Source organism: Pedobacter chitinilyticus (genome assembly GCF_003313385.1).
Lineage (GTDB): Bacteria > Bacteroidota > Bacteroidia > Sphingobacteriales > Sphingobacteriaceae > Pedobacter > Pedobacter chitinilyticus.
The window spans coordinates 159,873-180,347 of the sequence record NZ_QMHN01000005.1 but is presented as its reverse complement, the minus strand read 5'-3'; the positions used below and the strand labels follow the sequence as shown (position 1 = coordinate 180,347).

Sequence of the window (20,475 nt, the reverse complement as noted above, 5' to 3'; positions counted from 1 at the left end):
GTTAAAATTTTTTATTGATGAGTGCTTTTAACTCTTCTATATCTGCTTCACTTAGTTTGTCTTGCTTTACCATAAACGACAATAGGCTTTTGGGCGAATTATCGAAATAACCAGAGAATAATTTAGAAAAACTGGTTTCGGCATATTGCGCTTTGGTAATGGCGGGAAAATATTCGTAAGTTTTGCCATAGGCTTTATAACTTACGTAGCCTTTCTTTTCTAAAAGCCTCACAATTGACGAAATGGTGTTGTAGGGAGGTTTAGGCTCTTCATCTATTTCTTCGATGATGTCCTTTACAAATGCATGTTCTAACTTCCATAGAATTTGCATGATACGTTCTTCGGCTTTGGTTAATTCTTCCATAACCGAATGTATAACTGATTTTTCAGTTATACAACTAAAAAATCAGTTATAGAATTAACTAACTGACTAACAGTTAAATAATTTTAATTAGAGAAATTATATTTTAAGCTTAAAGTGCTCTTTGGCTTGCCCCTTTCTGAAATAAACCAATCCAATCCAAAATAAATCGACAGTGATGGTTACTTCTGGATGTGCCTTAATTTCTTCCCAAGCTTGTTTCATCCCTTCGCTCCAATAGATATCGTCGAAGATCAACAGGCTATTTTCGGTGAGTTTGGGTAAACACCATTCAAAATAATTGAGCGTGGCTTCTTTGGTATGGTTGCCATCAATGTAAACGAAGTCCAACTGAGTGCTTTCTTCAATGGCCTTTGGCAGTAAGTCGTTAAAATTACCTACTTGTAGCTCCACATTGTTTAAGCCTAGTTCATTAAAGTTTTTGTAAGCGACTTCGGCGGTTTGTGGACAGCCTTCGATGGTGAGCACGTTGGCTTTTGGCTGCGCTTTGGACAAATATGCGGTGGTAATGCCCAAGCAGGTGCCCAACTCTATGATGTTAGCGGGTTGGTGGTTGGCCGCAATGCGATAAATTAACTGTGCCAATTTGGGCGATTTTAGCGCATTCTTCGCAATTTGCGCTACCTTTTTTGTACGGTTTTTGTTTAAGTGTGAACCTGCTCCTAAATCGGTGACGGTGATGAGTTTTTGGTCAGCTAAAAGTTTTTTTCGCTGTGCTTCTATGTCTTTGTAAACGCTTTTTGCAGAAAAATCGTAAATTACCTCATCCGCTAGCTTGTAAACAAAGGGCGAGTGTGTTCCGTGTCTGGTTTTAGCAGTAAACTGATGTTTAAGATAATCGGCAAAAAATTGTAGGACCATGGGGCAAAAGTAGAAAGTTAAAAGTTAAAAGTAGTAAGTTAAAAGTAGAAAGTAGCTTAGGGGAGATTTTAACAAGCACTTAGGCTTGTAAGCTAAACCCGATTGAAGTGGAAATACTTTTTGTTTTTGTCATTCTGAGCATAGCGAAGAATCTTTAGAAAAAGTGCACTTCAGGAACAGATCCTTCGACAAGCTCAGGATGACAGCTGTTGAAGACAAAAAGATTGAAACGAAAAGCGGGGCTGTTTTTACCAATGGAAAACTGGCCTTGATTTTCGAAAATATATACACAATAAGGTTAGAAAGGGTAACATCACATGAAAAATGTTGCAGAAATAGATGCGTTGGTAAAGTTATTGGATGATCCTGATGAGGAGGTTTTTATGCATGTGCAAGAGAAACTGCTCGAATACGGAAGCGATGCGATTAGCTCGCTGGAATCGGCGTGGGAGAAGTCGTTGGATACGATGTTGCATGAACGGATAGAGAATATTGTACATACTATTCAGTTTACCAACGTTAAGCAGGATCTTAATTTGTGGTACCAAAGTGGTGCTTTTGATCTTTTACAAGGGGCATTGATTATTAACCGTTACCAGTTTCCAGATTTGGATGAGCAGGCGGTTATTAACCAAATTGAAGATATTAAAAGAGAAGTTTGGGTGGGCCTGCAATATGAAATGAGTTCGATTGAGAAAATTAAGCTGGTGAATCATGTGTTTTATAATCAGTTTGGTTTTGGCGGCAACACCAAAAATCATCATGACCCGCAAAATTCTTATTTGAACCAAGTACTGGAGAGTAAAAAAGGGAACCAGATTTCGTTGGCCATTATTTACTCGACCATTGCACAAAAATTAGACATTCCTGTTTATGGCGTTAATTTGCCACAGCATTTTATATTGGGTTATATTGACGAAAGTAATCCTGATAGGGAGCAGGCGGTGTTGTTTTACATCAATGCTTTTAACAAAGGGGCTATTTTTGGCAAGCATGATGTAGACCAGTTTTTGCGTCAGCTTAACTTGGAGCCTCAACCTGGCTTTTATGCACCGTGCAGCAATGCGGAGATTGTTCGCCGTATTCTTAGAAATTTGATTTCGGCTTATGAGAATTTGGGTGCTGCGGAAAAAGTAGCGGAACTTAAGGAAATGCAAGAAATCTTATCATAGGCTTGAGATGATACAAAATCAACTTAAAAAAGCCATTTGCTTTGGAGAAATTTTATGGGATAATTTACCTTCTGGCCGATTGGCTGGTGGTGCGCCTATGAATGTAGCCTACCATTTACGAAAATTGGGCGTTGATGCTTCGCTGATTAGTCGCGTTGGTGACGACCAAGCTGGCAGGGAATTGATTGATTTTATTTCTTCGATGGATATTCCCGCTGAAAATATACAAATTGACACCGAACAGCGCACCAGCGAAGTGGTTGCCGAACTTAAGGAGAATAACGAGATGGTTTATACCATTACTTATCCTACGGCTTGGGATTACATTGTTTGGCAAAATGATTTTGAAGCAAAAATAGCAAATGCGGATGCTTTTATTTTTGGGAGTCTTTCGGCACGAAATGAAGTAAGCAGGGCCACTCTACTGCAGTTATTGGAACATGCAAAGTTTAAGGTGTTTGATGTGAACCTTAGAGCGCCTTATTATGATAAGGACAGTATTGCTACTTTTTTAAGCCACGCTGATTTTGTAAAGCTGAACGAAAATGAAATCGCGATGTTGGGAGATTGGTTTACGGCACAGCATCACGAGCGAAGCGTAGTAACTGCTTTAATGGAAAAATTCCAACTCTCGGAAATATTAATTACGAAAGGGGCCGATGGTGGCACTTATTACAATACGAACCAAAGGATTAACTACCAAGCTGAAAAAGTAGTTGTGGTGGATACTGTGGGTAGCGGCGATAGTTTTTTAGCGGCATTTTTGAGCAAAAAATTGGCTGGCGAAGAAATAGTGTATTGCCTAAATTTTGCCGCTAAGGTGGCTGGTTTTGTTACTTCGCAAAAGGGTGCCTGCCCTAGTTATGATACTGCAAGTTTGGGGTTTTAAAAGATAATTACTTTGCGTTCTTAGCGTGACTCTTCTTTTCTTAGCGTTTATTTTTTTAACGCAAAGGCTTTTAAGTATTCGCAAAGAACGCAAAGACTTGTACCTTCTCGTAAATATGATTGGTGATAACACCAACCATAGGTTAAATATATAAGACTTTCGTTATTACGATTCCATGCCTGAAAACCAACGTTAAATTTACTTACTCGCTAAAAAATCGCTCAAATAGCTACATTCATAGCTGGCTTTTTTAAAGTAAGCGGTGCTTCCGTATTGCTGCTTTAATTCTGCAAAATAAATATTGTTGCGATTTAATTGATATAGCTGGTTAATTCTATTGGTATAATCAATATCGTACCATTTAGATGAACTTAAGGCTCCATTTGCTTTTTGCTTTTGCTCACATTTGGCCAACATAAAAGTACATTTTGCCCTAAACTCTGGATCTTTACTTAAGCTACGTGCTTTGAGATACCATGCTTTCGCCGTTTGAGCCAGTTTATAATCTTTGTCGTATACGTAAACTGGTTTTTCATTCACCGCGTAAGAGCTCCATCCATAACTAATGAAGATCCATGAGTTGCCAAAATATCCTGTCTGATAAACCCCATTGGCCATTTTGAAATAATACTGTGCAGCATTCTTTTTATCGCTAACGATTAGTTTTTCTAAACGTACCATCTCTTTGGCAAAGGTTTTCTTATTGTAGGTTTGCGCTTTGGAGGTAAATTGTTTTGGATAGTCGTTAATTGTCGTGATAAAAGGATTGGCATACATTGTTCCCTCGGTGTACCAATTTTCAGGAGCTTTAAAATCATGATTAGGTGCTAACTTTTCAAAACATTGTAATGCTTTTTGATATTGATGCTCTCGTAGGTAGGCTGTTCCAAAAAGTTCGTAAAAATCAGATTTGCTTAACTTTCTCAGGTCCTCGTTGATAAAGGCGTCAAAGCTACTTTCATTGGCCTTGATAAATCTTTTTTCTAATTGCCCCAAGGTTGAAGCGCTTAAATAGTTTTGCCAAAACTCAAGAGCGGTCCAACTCATGCGACTAGAAAAGTTGTTGCTTTTGGTCGAATCAGGAATAAAATCACCTTTTAACATCAACAGAGCTGCTCTTGTGGTGTCGCCCATTTTCAGGTAAGTGGGAACCAATAATTCTTGATAAAAATTGCGGGTGGTTGAGATGAACCTATTCTCTCTATTCTCGGCAAAGTAATCATCTCCAGAAACAGGTTTTCTGTCTTTACGTTTTTCATCTAACCATTTTAAGGTAGGCACCAGTTCATTAACATTAAAAGCACCTTGCTTTTTAAGCTTTCTGGCATTAATTAATAGGTTAATGATTTGATATTGATTGCTGTAGCTAGGTTTTAATTGTGCAGGGTTAAGTTGCTTTAACAATTTGGCTGCGGCTTGATCATCATTCTTGATCCAGTTAAGGTAAGCGCCACTAATGATCCCCAATTCTGGCTCTGGGTACTTTTTTTCGTTTGCCAGTTTTAAGGCAAAAGCTTTGGTTAATTCTAACTGTTGCAAATTTGCTTTCCTGATGTTGTCCTTTTGCTGCTGGTCGTTATCGTAATAGTAATTTTTTGCCAAACCAGAAGGCTGGTTCAAATTCTTTTCCAGTTTATTGATTTCTCTTACTAGCAAAGTACCATTCATTAGGTTGTTTGGTGTACTGCCATAAACTTTATATAAGGCTTTTAAATCGTATTCTGGATTACCGAAACTTTTGATGGCCAAAATGTAGGCTTTCTCTTCTTCATTTTTAGCAAAAGTCAGTACTTCATCGATAGGTGCCGACGCGTAGTGAAAGTTTTTGTAGGCTTGTACTCTTCGCTCTGGATTGCTGTTAAAAACTTTTGAGAAAAGATAGGCTGCTTCTGTTGGGTTTCCGCCATAACGAACCGAACCTGCGTAAACGGCCATGGCCCAACCTTTGGCTAAATCGGTAGACGAAATTGGTTCTACATATTGCTTGTATGTGGCTTTACAGGCTTCATAGTTGGCTGCATAGTGGTACATCCTTAGGGCTTGGTAAGCATAACGTAGTTTTAAGAAGGAATCCTTTTTTACCTGTGCTAACTGCAACAGGGCTTCTTTTGCCTTATTGGTCATTTGTGCGGTATCTCTTTGCACTGGGTTCCAAAGATCAAAGCTTACCGCAGCAAGGGGCTCGCAACTTTTGGCAAAGGCAAAATAGGCTAAGGCTTGTTTGTTTTTAGCCAAGGCTTTTAAAAAAGCATTTTGCTGCAAGTCTTGGGGTAGTTGCTTTAAATTTTTCTTAGTGAGGTTCGCCAAAAGCACATTGGTAGCGCTATCGCTTTCGTACATGATCTGGTGAACTTCTTCCTTTTTTACTTTGAGGTAATTTGCCCATTCGGCGCTATTTAAATCATACTCATCTACACTTTCTTGATCGTGATAAAGGTATTCCCATTCACTAAAGCTAAACTGATTATACTCTTTCCCCTGTACATCGTTATGAAAATAGGAGATATAATAATCGTAAGGATCTATTTCGCCACCACAGGCTATGTTTACCACAATTTCACCAAAAAAGATGGTTAAAAAGCTAGCGCAGAATATGAGTGATTTCTTCCAGTTCATAGATTTTAAAATTATTGAGTATCTGTTCATCTAAATGATAAAACAATAAATTCAGTGGTTTTCTCGACAGATATTGGTCAAGATAGACCGTACTCTGTCTGATATCTTCAAATTTACTGGCTTCAAACCTAATTTCATCATTTTTGTAGAGTCCAAATTCGGGTAAATCGGTATTTGCCTGATACAGTCCATTATGCATTTTGGTGAATGCGCTATTAGCGGTAAGGTTGGCCAGCTTTAATCGTTTGGAAATGCCTGCATAGTTCCCGCCCCTAAACACCACAGCCCATGAAAATAGCGGTAAGGCGACATCTATTGGCATGGGATAATATCCTAAATTTTCTCCTGCATATTTCTTCAATTCTTGTACGTCTAAAATTGAATTTTGTGTACCATATTTCCTCAGGTTGCCCATGTTATAACACATTAGCAGTACTTTATCTACTGGTGGAATACCGCTTTTCTCCTGATTTTTCAGCTGATGTAACCGCAGGGTAGAGGAAATGGTTTTGTTGCCCAGCTGCTTTTTGATTTCCTTAAGTAGCAGAAAATAGTTGGTTCTGGTGGTAGCTGTCCAATCGCAATCTATTTGTAATTCTCCATAAGTTGATTTGCCTGCTTGCTTTACTTTTCCGTTTACAAACTGTACGATATTAGAAGCAAGTTTTTTTAGTTGTGCATTGTCGGTTTCTTTCAGTACGTCATTTACCATAAAAACTACGGGCACCAGCTCCAGGTTTTTAGGGAGTTGGTCTTTAAATTTAATGGGTGCTACGGGACTTATTCCGCCGTTTAAATCTCTGTCTACATCTAAAATCCTTACAAATAACTTTTTGCTGTTGAAATGTTGCAAATAGTTTTGTTCAACGGCATTGGTTTGATACACGGTTTTCCAATAGTAAAAACTGGTTTGCACCTCTCGTTTTTGTTGGCAACCGATGAACAGAATTACAAAAAACAATATATACTTGCATTTCATAAGGCAAAATTAACATTAAGTACGGGATGAGAGCAGTAATACAAAGGGTAACCGAAGCGAGTTGTAAAGTAGATGGAACAATAACGGGCGAAATTACCAATGGCTTTTTGGTTTTATTGGGAATTGAAGATGCAGATACGCAAGAAGATTTAGAATGGCTGGCTCAGAAAATTGCCAATATGCGTGTTTTTGGGGACGAAAATGGATTGATGAATAAATCGCTAGCGGATATTGATGGGAACATTCTGTTGATAAGCCAGTTTACTTTATTTGCGGCTACCAAAAAAGGCAACCGACCTGGCTTTACTCGTGCCGCACGTCCTGACAAGGCCATTCCGCTTTATGAGGAAATGAAAAAACAGTTAAGTTCGTTGCTGTGTAAAGAAATACAATGTGGCATTTTTGGTGCTGATATGAAGATTAGCTTACTGAACGATGGCCCTGTGACGATTATGATAGATACGAAAAACAAGGAATAAGGGGATTTTAGATTAACATTACGTTTGGCAGGGGATCTTTTTTCTCCTTGAAGGTACAATGATTCCTTTACAAAGCCCTATGTTTCCTTTGCAAAGCCCTATGTTTCCTTTGCAAAGCCCCATGTTTCCTTTGCAAAGCCCTATGTTTCCTTTGCAAGGCCCCATGTTTCCTTTGCAAAGCTCTATGTTTCCGTTGCAAGGCCCCATGTTTCCTTTGTAAAGCCCCATGTTTCCTTTGCAAAGCCCTATGTTTCCTTTGCAAAGCCCTATGTTTCCGTTGCAAAGCCCTATGTTTCCGTTGCAAAGCCCTATGTTTCCGTTGCAAAGGCCTATGTTTCCGTTGCAAAGGCCTATGTTTTCTTTCCGAAGACCAAAATCGACCTTTTTAAATTAATTTTAGGCTAAACAAAAAGCGCCCCGAAAAAATCGGGGCGCTTTTTGTTCAATAGAGTGGATTTATTAATAAGCTCCTAAATAGAAACTACCTGATTGATTTTTCAATTTAGCTCCTTTGGTAACTTGTTTCGTCTTGTAGTTGATCGCATATAAATTGCCATCAACACCATTAGGAGTCATAGGAATATATATGTTATCGCCAAAAATGGCAACATTTTGGAATTGTCCAAAAGCACCCGTGATTGCAGTTACACCTGTATTTGTATTTGCAGACCTACCTGAGAAACCAATATCAGTTTCGTTATCGGTAGTCAATTTTGTAGCTGTTTTAGCATTTAAGTCCACCAAAGCCAGATAACCGCCAGTAGTTCCGCTAACGGTATAAAGCACAATACCAACACCGTCTTTAATGTATCTCCATGAGCTAATTGAAACATTACTAGCAGAATTTAAAGCAGCTTTTAAATCAAAATTGTAACTGTTATCATATTCGTTAGTTGTACCGCTGATACGTAAAATTTGAGAACCAGAAGTTGCTGTAGCTTGATAAACATGTCCATCAGTTCCTACATATTGTGTCATGGTGCGATAGCTGTGGTTGTTCGTTTTACTGATTGTAGGATCCACATAAATCAATTTAGGATTAGTTAAAGATGGATAATCCACTACCAAAGTAGCTGTACCCAATTCTCTTGTTCCACTACTCCATGTTTGAGTTCCATTAGTATTCACTGTTGATTTTTTGGTTACGTCTGTTCTTGTTAAATTACAACCGATAAAAATCTTCGTTTTTGCCTTATTTAGAATTGGCACATCAATACGGCCTATTTGATAACCAGACTTTGTTTGTTCAGCAGTAAACGGAATAGTAAATTCTGTTTGGCGAGTTATTTTAGGGTCATCTAAGCTGAGTATAGCGATTTTCGCAGTGCTTTTCACGTCAATAAAATCAGCTCCAGCACCTGGGGCAGAAGCCTGAATAGTTGCAGACGCATATACACCCACTCCTATTCCTTCAGCAGCCACTACCCAACGTGGGGCCTCTCCTAAAATTGGTTCTGTGTCTACTTCTTCACGAGTATCTATAAAGCTTTTTCCACCTTCAACTTTGTATTTATTAAAAATACCTCCGTCCGTTCCCGTATATTGGATATTGTACAAAAAGTTCCCATTTATAGATCCTTGTACACGGGCTGTACGTTGAGATCTTAGGCCATAACCACCAGTAAAAACATTTACTTCAAAATTAGGATTAATTGCTTGCTCTGGTGTGATAGCAAAAGCCATGGTTCCACCATTTCCTGCTGTACCTGTAGCATCTGGAAATGCTGCTGTTAAAGTGATATATTTTCTGGCCCAAACATCAGGTCCCGAAACCGAACTAGCTTCAGAACTTCCGCTTTTCTTGCATCCTGTTAAAGTCCCGATTGCTAATGCGCATCCGAACAGTGCGGTTTTAAAAAAACTATTTTCCATGTTGTTATTTATTAAAATTATTTATCGTGTAGTTTAATTTGAAATAGAAGGCCCTTCCAGGCTTTTGGACACCAAAATTGTCGTACAACTCGGCATTCAGTATATTTTTACAATCGAAACTCGCAACTAATTTTCCGCTGGGGAAGCGATAGCTAGCGCCTAAATCGTGGGCAAATTGAGTAGGTGTGGTAAACCATTCCGATTCCATCCAGATGGTTCTAAACGGTGCTACATAACCAGCATTGTAATAAAGGTTGAGATTAGAGCGCTTTTGAAAAACATCATTCAAGCGGTATTGTACATTCCCATTAACGGTAAAGAAAGGTTCGTTTGGCACTTGTTTGTTATAGAGACTGTGGGGATTTCCTCTTTCATCTTTTTCTACTTTAAATAGTGAATTGAATTTGGAAAAATTAACCATCGCGTTCAATTTATTATCGAAAATGTAATTCACCTCCGCTTCAAATCCCACCGATTGGGTTTTTGATAAATTGACAAATTGGGTAACCTGTATATCTTCTATTTGGTTTTCGCGTCCTTCTATCACCTCGTCTACACGAGTTTGCAAAATAATCTTGTCATAGCCATTACGCCAAAACATATTGCCGTATAGCATGAACTTATGTTTATTGGATTTAACAATGTTATAGCGAGCCCCAAAATTGTAGTTAATCGCCATTTCGGGCAAAATATTCGGGTTTGCTAGTAAGTTGTTTTCGGGTTCACCATAAATATGGCGATCAGTAGGCATAATGAAAGATTTTTCAGCAGAAACAATTAAATAGCCATTATTGATCGGCTCATAGGATAGTGTACCTCCAAAACCTTTGTTATCCCTTGTCGTTCTAGAATTTTCGTAAACCAAACCACCTGCATTCTCCGCTATCGGCGACTTTTGATCGGTTTGATAAATGGCATATTTCCCGAAAATATTGGTCTTTAATTTCCCATTAAAAAGCTCCGACTCATAGTTCATTGCCCAAATATTAGTAGTAAGCACATTTTGAGTAATCCATCTGCTCCTCGCTGGGTCTAATAGATCTTGATCATTTCTATTAGATTTTTCAAACTTGTGGTTTAAGGAAACGCGGTGCCCCGAAAAAATGTCGTAAGCTAAATTTGAACGTATATTTGAAATTCTACGCTCTATATTACTCATTACGGCATCGCCTTGTTGCCCTTTCCCAGGGCTATAACCATAGGTCTCAGGCGGTCCTTCTGCATTTTTAACCAACAAAGTACCATCCCAATTATATCTTAGGCTTACTGTATCTTGTAAATAGGTACTTCTTCTGCTGTGTACAGCGTTCACATTAAGCGAAAGGCCATCAAAGAATAAATCCTTTTTATTATAGTTCAAGCTAAATACATGCGCTTGATATTCATTAAAGCGTCCAAAATAGGGCTTAGTCATAGTAACTCCATGTGGGATTTCTTTGTAAGAATCTGAGATGTTATAACCTAAAAATATCTGATCAGCCAACTTTACATTGGTAAAACCAACTTCAAAACGTCCACCAATGGTCTCAAACTCATCATTAGATCGTTTCACTCGATAGTTTCTGATAATTCGACCACCAGGTAAAGTGTACTTTGAAAACTTCCCCCACATTTCATAATTATTATCGGAGTGACTATAAAATCCAGAAGCACGGGTAGTAAAACCATTTTTAGGATTACGATATAAAGCACCAACATCCGCCCGATAAGTATTAAATGACCCATAGGAAACCGCAGCAGTAATGTTATTTGCCGACGCATCTTTTTTCATAATCACATTGATGGCCCCTCCAATATAATTCCCACTCAAATGAGATGGCAATACCCCTTTGTAAACTTCAATACGCTCAATCATTGATGGTGGTATATTATTTAAGTTGAAAGATGAGCCGTATGTAGAAATCTCTATGCCGTCCAAAAACAGACCGATGGTACTTCCAGACATCCCATTCAAGTTATATTCGATAGGCGAACCTTCACCACCATTTTGCCTCACACGAACGCCAACACTCCGATCCAACAGTTCATTGGTCGTCAAATTCCGTAATGAAGCTTCTTTAGTTTCGATAATGGCAACCGCAAACCCGCTGGTCTCCATTTTTTTCTTTTCGGTTTTACCCGTAATGCTCACCTCGTTAAGTGTTTTATGGTCCTTTGCTTTTGCCGACACATTGAACACATGCTCACTTTTATCTATCGTAATGGTTTGTTTTTTAGCGTGTATCTCCATGGAGCCAATTTCCAATACATGGCTACCATAAGGGATGTTCTTTAACTCGTAATACCCCTTTTCATCAGATAAGGTTTGCTTGTTCAAAGCTTTGATCATGACCACGGCACCTGCTACAGGCTCTTTATTTTCCGTAATAATTTTTCCAGAAATATTCCCAGTTTGAGCTTTTGCTACAGTATTAAAGGCAAAAACCCATAACATGGCGAGTAAAAAATGCTTCATTATTCCCTATTGATTTTCACTTTTTATTTAGAAGAAGTCTAAATAAATGTAAATTGCGGCAAATATAGGTTTAACACTATCCTACGAAATGACTTCATACGAAAATTTAGCAACGCAAAAAGAAAAAGCAATAGCACTTCATTTAAACCTGTCTATTTTCCCAAACAGTATGGATGCTCCGTTGCTATCAAAGCATTTAACATTCAGTAAGTTCTTATTCAGAAAGCTCTTAGCCGAGGAAGTTGGTACAAATCCCATTTGTATTTCTTCAGACCAAAACATCCTACTCATCCAATACTGCCTATACGGAAGTTGCAGTATCAAAAATGCTGCATCTCAAAAAACAGATACTTTTAAGCAAGCAGAGTATAATATTATTTTATTGCCAAAGGGCGAAACCACATTGATTACTCCCAAAGGGAATTGCGACTTAGTGCATATTTATTTGAGCGAGGCTTTCTTTTACCGATATGTGCCGCAGCATTACAGCACTCCGTTGCATAACCTAAAAGGCATTGGGAAGCTGTTTCCTAAAAACCTTTACCTCAGCCCCAAGCTAAAAAACATTTTAAATGAGATCAATCTTTGCGATTTTGGAGACCATTTAAAAAACCTGTATACCAAAGCTAAAATTATTGAGTTGCTTAGTCTTCAACTGGTACAACATGAGGAAGAGAAGTTGATTCCTGCCACTTTAAAGCCTTTGGAGGTGCAGAAGATGATCGTAGTAAAGGAAATCATCGAAAACAACCTAGCGGATTCTCATACCATTGCGTCTTTGGCGAGGTCGGCAGGTACTAATGAGCAATATTTAAAAAAGCATTTCAAACTATTATTTGGCAGCACTGTTTTTGGCCATATGATTTCTTGCAAAATGGAGAAAGCAAAGGAAATGTTGTTAACTGGACAATATCGAATTACCGAAATCGCTGAAATGGTGGGCTACAAACATGCTACCCATTTCACCAATGCTTTTAAAAAGTTTTTCGGCTGCTTACCACAATCATTCAAAACCAAGGTGTTTTTTGGCGGATATTTTTCTTTTAGCTTAGAGCTAGAAGCTTTGGAGGTGCTGATGATGATTTGATTTTAGGGGTTAGGGACTAGGAGTTAGGGGTTAGTTCACTGGTTCATTAGTTCATTGGGAATTGGTTCATTGGGAATTGGTTCACCATCCCTTCAACTTTGTCATCCAGAGCGCAGCGAAGGATCTCCTTATCAAACAGGGTTAATCGTTTAATTGGTTATTTGGTTAACTGCTCATTTGATGATTGGATATTGGTCATTGATCTTTGTCATTAATCATTAACACTTAACCATTGGCCATTAATTCTCAATCCTTATCTTTGACCATGACCATTACCGAAGCACAACAAATCATCGATCGTTGGATCAATACTACTGGAATCCGTTATTTTAATGAACTGACCAATACCGCTATTTTAATGGAAGAAGTGGGTGAGGTTGCCCGTATCATGGCTCGTAAATACGGCGAACAATCGTTCAAAAAAAGTGATGAGCAAGTTGATTTAGCAGATGAAATGGCTGATGTACTTTTTGTGTTAATGTGCCTCGCCAATCAAACAGGAATTGACCTTGAAGAAGCATTGGCTAAGAATCTGGAGAAAAAAACTATTCGTGACGCGGAAAGGCACAAGAATAATGAGAAGTTAAAATAGGGAATTGAGAAAAACACTCAAAAGATTCTTGGCTCGGAATTTACAGTGAAAATTTACGTTACAGCTCGGCTCTAATCTTCGCTGCCACCTCTGCGAGTTGTTCTTGACTAAGCTTCAATTTAGGATTGGCAAAGTTCATATCATTCATTTGGTTGATGGGAATAAGATGTACATGTGCATGTGGCACCTCCAAACCAATTACCGCTACCCCAACCCTATCACAGGGATAAGCCTTTTTGATACCTTTAGCCACTTGCTTTGCAAACAACATCAAGCCTTGATAAAGTTCGTCATCTATATCAAAAATGTAATCCACCTCTTTTTTGGGAATTACCAAGGTATGGCCCAGTACCAAAGGACTGATGTCTAAAAAGGCCAAAAATTCTTCGGTTTCCGCTACCTTGTGCGCAGGGATATCTCCCGTTACTATTTTAGAAAAGATGCTACTCATGTTGGTTTTGAGTTATGGGTTACCAGTTACGGGCTAAGTTGCAAATCTCGCAACATTTAACCCATAACATGTAACTACTATTATCTAGAGATTTCCAGAATTTCAAATTCGATTTTGCCTGCTGGCACTTCTATTTCAGTTTTATCGCCAACAGATTTACCTAATAAACCTTGGGCAATAGGTGACTTCACCGAAATTTTTCCTGATTTCAAATCGGCTTCGCTTTCAGCTACCAACTGATAGGTCATGGTAGCCCCGTTTTTTACATTTTTTATTTTAACGATAGATAGTGCCAATACTTTTGACAAGTCTAACTTCGATTCGTCTAACAGCCTAGAGTTGGCCAGTACGGTCTCTAATTTTGCAATCTTTGCTTCATGCAAACCTTGTGCTTCTTTCGCCGCATCATACTCTGCATTTTCTGATAGATCACCTTTATCACGGGCTTCAGCAATGGCTTTTGCTATTGACGACCTCCCTTCAGTTTTTAACTGATGTAATTCTTCTTTAAGTTTATCTAACCCTTCTTTAGTGTAGTAGGTAATTTCTGCCATAACGCTATTTCTTTTCTTTAATCCTCTTAAAAAACAAACAAGACTACATGGGTGATTAACCTACATAGTCTTGCTTTGTGTTAAAAACGAAGATATAAGCCTAAAACTATAAAAGCAAATAAATTGATGGAATTTTTAGTCCCCAATAGGTCATATAAATGCCTATTGCTTAACTAATTTATATCCTTTTTCGGCCACTTTCAATACATAAACCCCTGTAGGCCAATTAAAATTAGAAAAGGTATTTTCGCCAGGCTGCAATTGCTTTTGCCATATTTGTTTACCGCTTACATCAAACACCTTGGCCATTTGCCTTGTGTTCGATTGTATCGTCAATTTATCTACCACAGGGTTTGGAAATATAGTGACCTTGCCTATATCATTCTTTACAAAACCAATATCGCTGTAGGTGCTTGTACCGTTAAGTTCTATCTGCTTAATACGGTAATAAGTAATCAAATTATCTTTCAGAAAAGGAGCGTCGTCAACAAATTGATAATGGTTGGTGCCATTACCTGATGATTTAAGTGTTGCTAACTTTTCAAAAGTTTTTCCTTCGCTACTGCTTTCAATTTCATAGGCGGCAACTTCGCTTTCTTCTACGCTCCAAGTTAATTCAGCCTTTTTATCAAGCCCCAGTTTAGCGTTAAACTTTAGCCATTTGATGGGCAACACGTCCGACTGAAGCTGTAACGCCCAAAGCTCCGTACCAGCTGTGCCATCATCAGCCTTAAATAGCAAAAGATCATTTAATCTGGTAAGTAATGTAGGAGCAGAATTTCCGATGTCACTTCTGATGTTGTACACCATTTGTGTCCCTGTTACAGTGCCATCACTTTTCCAAAGTTCCAACCCATCAACACCGTTGGTGGCCGAGAAGAATAAGGCATTACCTACACTTACAATCTGTGACGGAGAAGAAGACCCTACTCCACTAAAAATATCTTTTACCATCACTGTCCCTGCATCGGTACCATCGCTTTTCCAAAGTTCACTACCATTTACGCCATCGTTTGCTGTAAAAAATAAAGTTCCGTTATGATTAACCATGCTGTTAGGGCTTGCCCCATTACTACCATTCCAAATATCTTTTACCATCACCGTGCCTGCTGTGGTCCCGTCACTTTTCCAGAGTTCATGGCCACTAAAACCATCCGCGGCGACAAAATATAAGGTGGAGCCTACACCTATCATATTAATTGGATATGAGCCCAATGCTCCACTGCGTATATCTTTCACCAATATTGTTCCTGCAGTAGTGCCATCGCTCTTCCAAAGTTCATATCCATTTACGCCATCATTAACGGCGAAAAATAGGGTGCCATTCACGTTGGTCATATTATTAATACCGCTATCAAAAGATCCGCTATAAATATCTTTGACCATCATAGTCCCAGCCGTAGTACCGTCGCTTTTCCAAAGTTCCCTCCCATTTACCCCATCACTTGCCACAAAAAACAAGGTACCATTTACGTTTATAAAAAGATCTACATAAGCATCTCCGCTACTCGGATAAACATCTTTTACCAGAACGGTCCCCGCAGCCGTGCCGTCGCTCTTCCAAAGTTCAGTTCCTTGGGTTCCGTTGTTGGCCGAGAAATATAAGGTGCCATTGATATTAGTCAGATTTGAGGGATTAGACCCCTGTACACCTGGATAAATGTCTTTAACCATCACCGTTCCTACCGCCGTTCCATCGCTCTTCCAAAGTTCTTGCCCTTGAGGTCCGTTATTAGCCGAAAAGTATAAAGTACCATTAACATTGGTAAGTTTTAAAAGGTTCGGCATCCCACTTCCTGGATAAATATCTTTGACCATACTTGTACCGCTTAAAGTGCCGTCTGTTTTCCAAAGCTCATTTCCGTCTACACCATTATCTGCAACATAAAACACTTGATTACCTACCAAAGTAAGTAGTTGAGGGTTGGCGCTACCCGTACCGATATAAACATCCTTGATCATTATGGTACCTGCAGCAGTTCCGTCACTCTTCCAGAGTTCAAAACCATTTATTGCATCATAAGCGGAGAAATATAAAGTGCTATTAAGTGTTGCAAAAGTACCAGGGCTAGATCCAATATTTCCTGAGGCGATATCCTTTACCATTACCGTTCCTGCCAACGTACCGTCACTTTTCCAGAGCTCACGATTGTTCACGTCATCAGTAGCAGAAAAATAAAGGGTGCTCCCCAACATCAAAAAATTGGAAGCCTGATTGAACGAATTTCCACTATATATTTTTTTGATCAGCGTAGTACCAACGGTAGTACCATTGCTTTTCCATAATTCAACTTCACCTACATTATTATTAATTGAAAAATAAAGAATGCTACCATTGGCCGTTAAACCATAGGGTCGAGACTCAGAAGAAAAATCTTTAACGGTAACTGTTCCAACAGCTGTGCCATTACTCTTCATTACTTTACTTGCTAGTGATCCATTTCCTAGAATAAAGTATAGGGTTCCATTAACATTGGTCAAATTTACGATATCCGAATTACCTGAGCCAAGATTCAGATCACTGACCATCACTGTACCTACGGCAGTACCATTACTCTTCCAAAGTTCAATGCCATTGGTACCATTATCTGCTGTAAAATAGAGTGTGCCACCTACATTCAAAAGATTTTCGAGAGTACTTGTCCCGACACCTACATTGATATCTTTTACCATCATAGTCCCAGCGGTAGTACCGTCACTCTTCCAAAGTTCTTCTCCATTGATACCATTATCGGCCACAAAAAACAAAGTGCCATTTACGTTGGTAAATAGGCGCGGAAATCCCGAACTAGCCCCACTAACGATATCCTTCACCATTACCGTTCCCGTAGCAGTACCATCACTTTTCCAAAGCTCTAGTCCGTTAACCCCATCGTCTGCAGTAAAAAACAAGGTGCCATTCACATTGGTAAGTAAGTAGGGCACATATCCTCCAATACTAGCTCTAATATCTTTTACCATTACCGTACCCGCAGCGGTACCATTACTCTTCCAAACTTCATAGCCGTTTACACCGTCCTCGGCAACAAAGTACAGTACCCCGTTTACGTTGGTTAAAGATTGCGGATTTGAACCCAAACTACCGGACCTAATATCTTTAACCAACACAGTCCCCGCTTCTGTTCCGTCAGTCTTCCATAATTCAGAACCACTAGCTGCATCTCTAGCCACAAAATATATACTTCCTCCAACTTCAATAGTATGGCTAGGACTCGAGGATACCGCAGCTCCAGAGGAATTTACATCTTTTAATAAATAAGGTGTTTGGCCTTTTACGTAAGCGGCAAGAATAAAAAGCAGGAAAAATAGTGTCCTTTTCATACTGTAAACTGATATTAAATACCAGTAAATATGAATGAATGGGTTTGCCTATACAATACCCATTTTTAGGTATTTTAAAAGGGAATTTTTATTTACCTATGGCAGTACAACTTGCCTGATGTTTTACGGGGAAGTTGAGTGAACTTGCAATAAAGCACATTCTACTGGCTTCGGCATGTAAAGAATTGGCCCAAGAAATATCCTCTGGTTTTGAAATCACGACTTGCGGTTGCAGCAATATTTCGGTGAACTTTCCGCTACCATCGGCATTTTCGGTCATCGTACCTGTTGCGTTATCTGTGTACTCTATTACTACGATACCGTTTTTAGAGCAGAGATGTAAATACCAAAGCATGTGACAAGACGATACAGAAGAAAGCAGCAAATCTTCAGGGTTGTATTTAGATTTATCACCTAAAAAAACCGAATCAGAAGAACCCTGAATGGGCATTTTACCTTCTATCTCAACGGTAAAATCACGATCGTACGAACGGTAATCCATTGTACCTGAACCTTTGTTGCCTACCCAAACCAAATTGGTTTTGTATATATGATGCTTAGCCATAATTAGATACGAATCGAGAGGTACAAGTTTCAAAAATCGTTTCTCCACTTATACTTGTCTAAATTGTTTTGTTTGTGCCAATTTAACAAATTATCTATTCATATTCTCTAATTTCTGGGCTAAAACTTCAGAAATTTTACGATAGGAATCGAATGTCCAACCGCCCACATGAGGCGTTAAAATTACTTTCTCGTTGGTTTTCAGCGACTCATACCAAGGCTGCACTGCTAAAGCTGGAAATTTTTCATTTTCCAATACATCCAAGCCGGCCCCTATAATTTTGCCATTAGCAATATTGTTAAGCACTGCTTGGGTATTTACAATTTCTCCCCTAGCGGTATTGATGAAAAAGATAGGCTTTTTAAAGTGAAAAAAGTACTCGTCATCAACCATCTGCCTAGTTTCTTTGGTCAATGGAATATGCAAGCTCAACACATCGCTATGTTTCACAATTTCCTCCATGCTCACTTCCCTTGCATAGGCATCGCTAAAGTTGGTTTTATATTTATCGTAGGCCAGCACATTTACGCCAAAGCCCGATAGTTTGCGGGCAAAGCTTTGTCCCATAAAACCATAACCAATAATACCAACCGTTTTATCTTTCAACTCGTAGCCCCTATTGCCTTCACGATCCCAAATACCATTCCTGATCTGCAAATCGGCTTGGCGGAAATTATTCATTAACGACAACAACAAGCCAACGGCATGTTCTCCTACCGCATCCATATTGCCTTCATTAGCGGCCAAAAGGGCAATATTGCGTTGTTTAGCGATGTCGATATCAATATTATCAAGTCCAGCTCCCGCCCTGGCTACAAACGCTAGCTTGGATGCTGCTTCAAAAATTTCTTGGTCTATCCTAAATTTGGTTCTTACGGCAACTCCTTCATAATCAGCAATAGCTGCAAGTGTTTCTGCTCTGGTAATTAACGGTCTATCGTCAACAACATATCCCAATGCCGTAGCACGTTCTTTAAAAACAGGATGTAAATCGTCAACAATTAATATTTTTTTGCTCATGCCTAAGGCGTTTTTTTAATGTATTCAAGCGTTTGTTCAATCCAATCGCTTTTGTACGGATCTAACAGCACATCTGGGTTAACACCCCTACTTTCGTAGGCTAACTCCTTGTCGATACCTTCCATATCGGTAGGATAAAAGGTAAAGCGACCGCTGGGAAGCAATATTATTTTTCCGTAGTTACTTCCAAATGTAATCATCCCTTTAGATTGTTCGCCAAGCGTTACGATATTTTTTTGGCCTTTTAACCCAATAATGACTTGCTCGGCATTGCTTACCGTTTGGGCGTTTTGAAGGATAAAGATTTTGCCTTTATATTTTTTAAAGAGATTGATAAATTTTTGCGAAGTTTTGTAGGCACCTCCAGTATTGTTACGTAGGTCTACAATTAAATATTTAGAAGCTAAACGACCATCAATAGTTTTATAAAACTCCTCTGATTTTTTAATATTGGCATTATCAGCATTAAAACTACTTAACCTCAAATAACCCGTTTCATCGTTAATGGGTCTATATTCAAAATTCTCGGCTGATTTGGCAAGTGTAGAAAATCTCTTTTCCTTGCTTTTCACAAACGGTGTCCCTATGAGCACACCATTGATTAGTCTTACATTTTTAATCAGCTGATAAGGAACATTTCTGCCACCATACTGTACACAATCATAACCGCCATAAGGGGTTTTGATGATTTCACTCATTAAGATCCCATTTTTCAACAGTACTAATTTATAGTGCTGTTGATCGGCAGTGTAAAGTCCAAATTCATAGTCGCCCATGTAATAAATGCCTTCCAGCTCATTTTTGTCTTTTTGGGCGAGTTGCTTTCTTAAGGAATCGATATTGATAGGCAAAGTAACATAAGCTGCCTTTAAGGTTGAATCGGGCGTGCGGTAAAAACCTAAATGGTTATCGTTAATAGGATAAATTAAGCGACTTAATTGTTTAAAAGTCGTTTTCTCATCCGCATTTTTCACCTTTTCTTTAACCTCTTCATAAAGCCGCTGGTAACTGGCATCGCCTTTTAACAACTTTTTATACGAGGGCATTTTTTGGATCGCCTGATATAGCGCATCCAAATCTGTTTGGTTCTGATCTTGCTGGGCAAAGGCTACCAATCCTAGCAATGAAATTAAGAGTGTACAAATTGAGGTTTTCATCACCATAAGGACGTTGGAATTTG

General features: G+C 38.9%; 17 protein-coding genes. 5 read left to right on the top strand and 12 right to left on the bottom strand.

Translation table 11 applies throughout. From position 1 onward, the window contains the following. Window position 1 precedes the first annotated feature (1 nt). Together DUT70_RS15725 and DUT70_RS15720 are read right to left on the bottom strand one after the other, a co-directional pair. Window positions 2-364: a BlaI/MecI/CopY family transcriptional regulator gene (locus DUT70_RS15725; protein WP_113648316.1), complete on the bottom strand. Its 363-nt coding sequence runs from the start codon at window positions 362-364 to the stop codon at window positions 2-4. Between the two features lie 96 nt (window positions 365-460). After that, on the bottom strand, window positions 461-1,243 hold the full coding sequence (locus tag DUT70_RS15720; RefSeq protein WP_113648315.1) for an O-methyltransferase: 783 nt from the start codon (window positions 1,241-1,243) through the stop codon (window positions 461-463). Between the two features lie 317 nt (window positions 1,244-1,560). Here DUT70_RS15720 and DUT70_RS15715 point away from each other — a divergent pair, with 317 nt between their 5' ends. Both DUT70_RS15715 and DUT70_RS15710 read left to right on the top strand, forming a co-directional pair. Further along, the gene (locus tag DUT70_RS15715) at window positions 1,561-2,415 is read left to right on the top strand and encodes a transglutaminase-like domain-containing protein (RefSeq protein ID WP_113648314.1); all 855 of its coding nucleotides are present in this window, start codon (window positions 1,561-1,563) and stop codon (window positions 2,413-2,415) included. A gap of 7 nt (window positions 2,416-2,422) precedes the next feature. Continuing rightward, the gene (locus DUT70_RS15710; RefSeq protein WP_113648313.1) at window positions 2,423-3,304 is read left to right on the top strand and encodes a carbohydrate kinase family protein; all 882 of its coding nucleotides are present in this window, start codon (window positions 2,423-2,425) and stop codon (window positions 3,302-3,304) included. 198 nt (window positions 3,305-3,502) lie between these two features. Here DUT70_RS15710 and DUT70_RS15705 read toward each other — a convergent pair whose 3' ends face one another. Both DUT70_RS15705 and DUT70_RS15700 read right to left on the bottom strand, forming a co-directional pair. After that, window positions 3,503-5,920, bottom strand: coding sequence for a hypothetical protein (locus DUT70_RS15705; RefSeq protein WP_113648312.1), 2,418 nt, complete (start codon window positions 5,918-5,920; stop codon window positions 3,503-3,505). Continuing rightward, window positions 5,886-6,899 carry a hypothetical protein gene (locus DUT70_RS15700; protein WP_113648311.1) on the bottom strand — a complete coding sequence of 338 codons (1,014 nt, stop codon included), beginning with the start codon at window positions 6,897-6,899 and terminating at the stop codon, window positions 5,886-5,888. Before DUT70_RS15700 ends, DUT70_RS15705 begins: the two co-directional genes overlap by 35 nt. Before the next feature lie 26 nt (window positions 6,900-6,925). On the opposite strand from DUT70_RS15700, the gene dtd reads away from it, so the two are divergent. Next, window positions 6,926-7,378, top strand: coding sequence for a D-aminoacyl-tRNA deacylase (dtd, locus tag DUT70_RS15695; RefSeq protein WP_113648310.1), 453 nt, complete (start codon window positions 6,926-6,928; stop codon window positions 7,376-7,378). A gap of 459 nt (window positions 7,379-7,837) precedes the next feature. Here dtd and DUT70_RS15690 read toward each other — a convergent pair whose 3' ends face one another. Further along, a complete protein-coding gene (locus DUT70_RS15690) occupies window positions 7,838-9,250 on the bottom strand; it encodes a hypothetical protein (RefSeq protein WP_113648309.1) in 1,413 nt (470 codons plus the stop codon). Between the two features lie 4 nt (window positions 9,251-9,254). Beyond that, the gene (locus DUT70_RS15685; protein WP_113648308.1) at window positions 9,255-11,705 is read right to left on the bottom strand and encodes a TonB-dependent receptor; all 2,451 of its coding nucleotides are present in this window, start codon (window positions 11,703-11,705) and stop codon (window positions 9,255-9,257) included. A gap of 88 nt (window positions 11,706-11,793) precedes the next feature. On the opposite strand from DUT70_RS15685, the gene DUT70_RS15680 reads away from it, so the two are divergent. Together DUT70_RS15680 and DUT70_RS15675 are read left to right on the top strand one after the other, a co-directional pair. Next, a complete protein-coding gene (locus tag DUT70_RS15680; protein ID WP_113648307.1) occupies window positions 11,794-12,792 on the top strand; it encodes a helix-turn-helix transcriptional regulator in 999 nt (332 codons plus the stop codon). Window positions 12,793-13,057: 265 nt separating this feature from the next. After that, entirely contained in the window at window positions 13,058-13,384 is a 327-nt protein-coding gene (locus tag DUT70_RS15675; protein WP_113648306.1) for a nucleotide pyrophosphohydrolase, read from the top strand. Window positions 13,385-13,442: 58 nt separating this feature from the next. On the opposite strand, the gene DUT70_RS15670 is transcribed toward DUT70_RS15675, so the two are convergent. The 6 genes from DUT70_RS15670 to DUT70_RS15645 form a co-directional block, all read right to left on the bottom strand. Next, the gene (locus tag DUT70_RS15670) at window positions 13,443-13,835 is read right to left on the bottom strand and encodes an HIT family protein (RefSeq protein WP_113648305.1); all 393 of its coding nucleotides are present in this window, start codon (window positions 13,833-13,835) and stop codon (window positions 13,443-13,445) included. 80 nt (window positions 13,836-13,915) lie between these two features. Beyond that, window positions 13,916-14,389: a transcription elongation factor GreA gene (greA, locus tag DUT70_RS15665; protein ID WP_113648304.1), complete on the bottom strand. Its 474-nt coding sequence runs from the start codon at window positions 14,387-14,389 to the stop codon at window positions 13,916-13,918. A gap of 162 nt (window positions 14,390-14,551) precedes the next feature. After that, the gene (locus DUT70_RS15660; protein ID WP_113648303.1) at window positions 14,552-17,710 is read right to left on the bottom strand and encodes an ELWxxDGT repeat protein; all 3,159 of its coding nucleotides are present in this window, start codon (window positions 17,708-17,710) and stop codon (window positions 14,552-14,554) included. 88 nt (window positions 17,711-17,798) lie between these two features. Next, window positions 17,799-18,275, bottom strand: coding sequence for an OsmC family protein (locus tag DUT70_RS15655; protein WP_113648302.1), 477 nt, complete (start codon window positions 18,273-18,275; stop codon window positions 17,799-17,801). 90 nt (window positions 18,276-18,365) lie between these two features. Continuing rightward, window positions 18,366-19,295 (bottom strand): 2-hydroxyacid dehydrogenase, encoded by a 930-nt coding sequence (locus tag DUT70_RS15650; RefSeq protein ID WP_113648301.1) that lies wholly within the window; start codon window positions 19,293-19,295, stop codon window positions 18,366-18,368. 2 nt (window positions 19,296-19,297) lie between these two features. Then, a complete protein-coding gene (locus DUT70_RS15645) occupies window positions 19,298-20,452 on the bottom strand; it encodes a S41 family peptidase (RefSeq protein WP_162926639.1) in 1,155 nt (384 codons plus the stop codon). Between the last annotated feature and the right edge of the window lie 23 nt (window positions 20,453-20,475).

Bases quoted from the DNA above. Each gene is read 5' to 3' on its own strand.
- DUT70_RS15725 (WP_113648316.1), bottom strand. From the start codon at position 364: ATGGAAGAATTAACCAAAGCCGAAGAACGTATCATGCAAATTCTATGG.
- DUT70_RS15720 (WP_113648315.1), bottom strand. From the start codon at position 1,243: ATGGTCCTACAATTTTTTGCCGATTATCTTAAACATCAGTTTACTGCT.
- DUT70_RS15715 (WP_113648314.1), top strand. From the start codon at position 1,561: ATGAAAAATGTTGCAGAAATAGATGCGTTGGTAAAGTTATTGGATGAT.
- DUT70_RS15710 (WP_113648313.1), top strand. From the start codon at position 2,423: ATGATACAAAATCAACTTAAAAAAGCCATTTGCTTTGGAGAAATTTTA.
- DUT70_RS15705 (WP_113648312.1), bottom strand. From the start codon at position 5,920: ATGAACTGGAAGAAATCACTCATATTCTGCGCTAGCTTTTTAACCATC.
- DUT70_RS15700 (WP_113648311.1), bottom strand. From the start codon at position 6,899: ATGAAATGCAAGTATATATTGTTTTTTGTAATTCTGTTCATCGGTTGC.
- dtd (WP_113648310.1), top strand. From the start codon at position 6,926: ATGAGAGCAGTAATACAAAGGGTAACCGAAGCGAGTTGTAAAGTAGAT.
- DUT70_RS15690 (WP_113648309.1), bottom strand. From the start codon at position 9,250: ATGGAAAATAGTTTTTTTAAAACCGCACTGTTCGGATGCGCATTAGCA.
- DUT70_RS15685 (WP_113648308.1), bottom strand. From the start codon at position 11,705: ATGAAGCATTTTTTACTCGCCATGTTATGGGTTTTTGCCTTTAATACT.
- DUT70_RS15680 (WP_113648307.1), top strand. From the start codon at position 11,794: ATGACTTCATACGAAAATTTAGCAACGCAAAAAGAAAAAGCAATAGCA.
- DUT70_RS15675 (WP_113648306.1), top strand. From the start codon at position 13,058: ATGACCATTACCGAAGCACAACAAATCATCGATCGTTGGATCAATACT.
- DUT70_RS15670 (WP_113648305.1), bottom strand. From the start codon at position 13,835: ATGAGTAGCATCTTTTCTAAAATAGTAACGGGAGATATCCCTGCGCAC.
- greA (WP_113648304.1), bottom strand. From the start codon at position 14,389: ATGGCAGAAATTACCTACTACACTAAAGAAGGGTTAGATAAACTTAAA.
- DUT70_RS15660 (WP_113648303.1), bottom strand. From the start codon at position 17,710: ATGAAAAGGACACTATTTTTCCTGCTTTTTATTCTTGCCGCTTACGTA.
- DUT70_RS15655 (WP_113648302.1), bottom strand. From the start codon at position 18,275: ATGGCTAAGCATCATATATACAAAACCAATTTGGTTTGGGTAGGCAAC.
- DUT70_RS15650 (WP_113648301.1), bottom strand. From the start codon at position 19,295: ATGAGCAAAAAAATATTAATTGTTGACGATTTACATCCTGTTTTTAAA.
- DUT70_RS15645 (WP_162926639.1), bottom strand. From the start codon at position 20,452: ATGAAAACCTCAATTTGTACACTCTTAATTTCATTGCTAGGATTGGTA.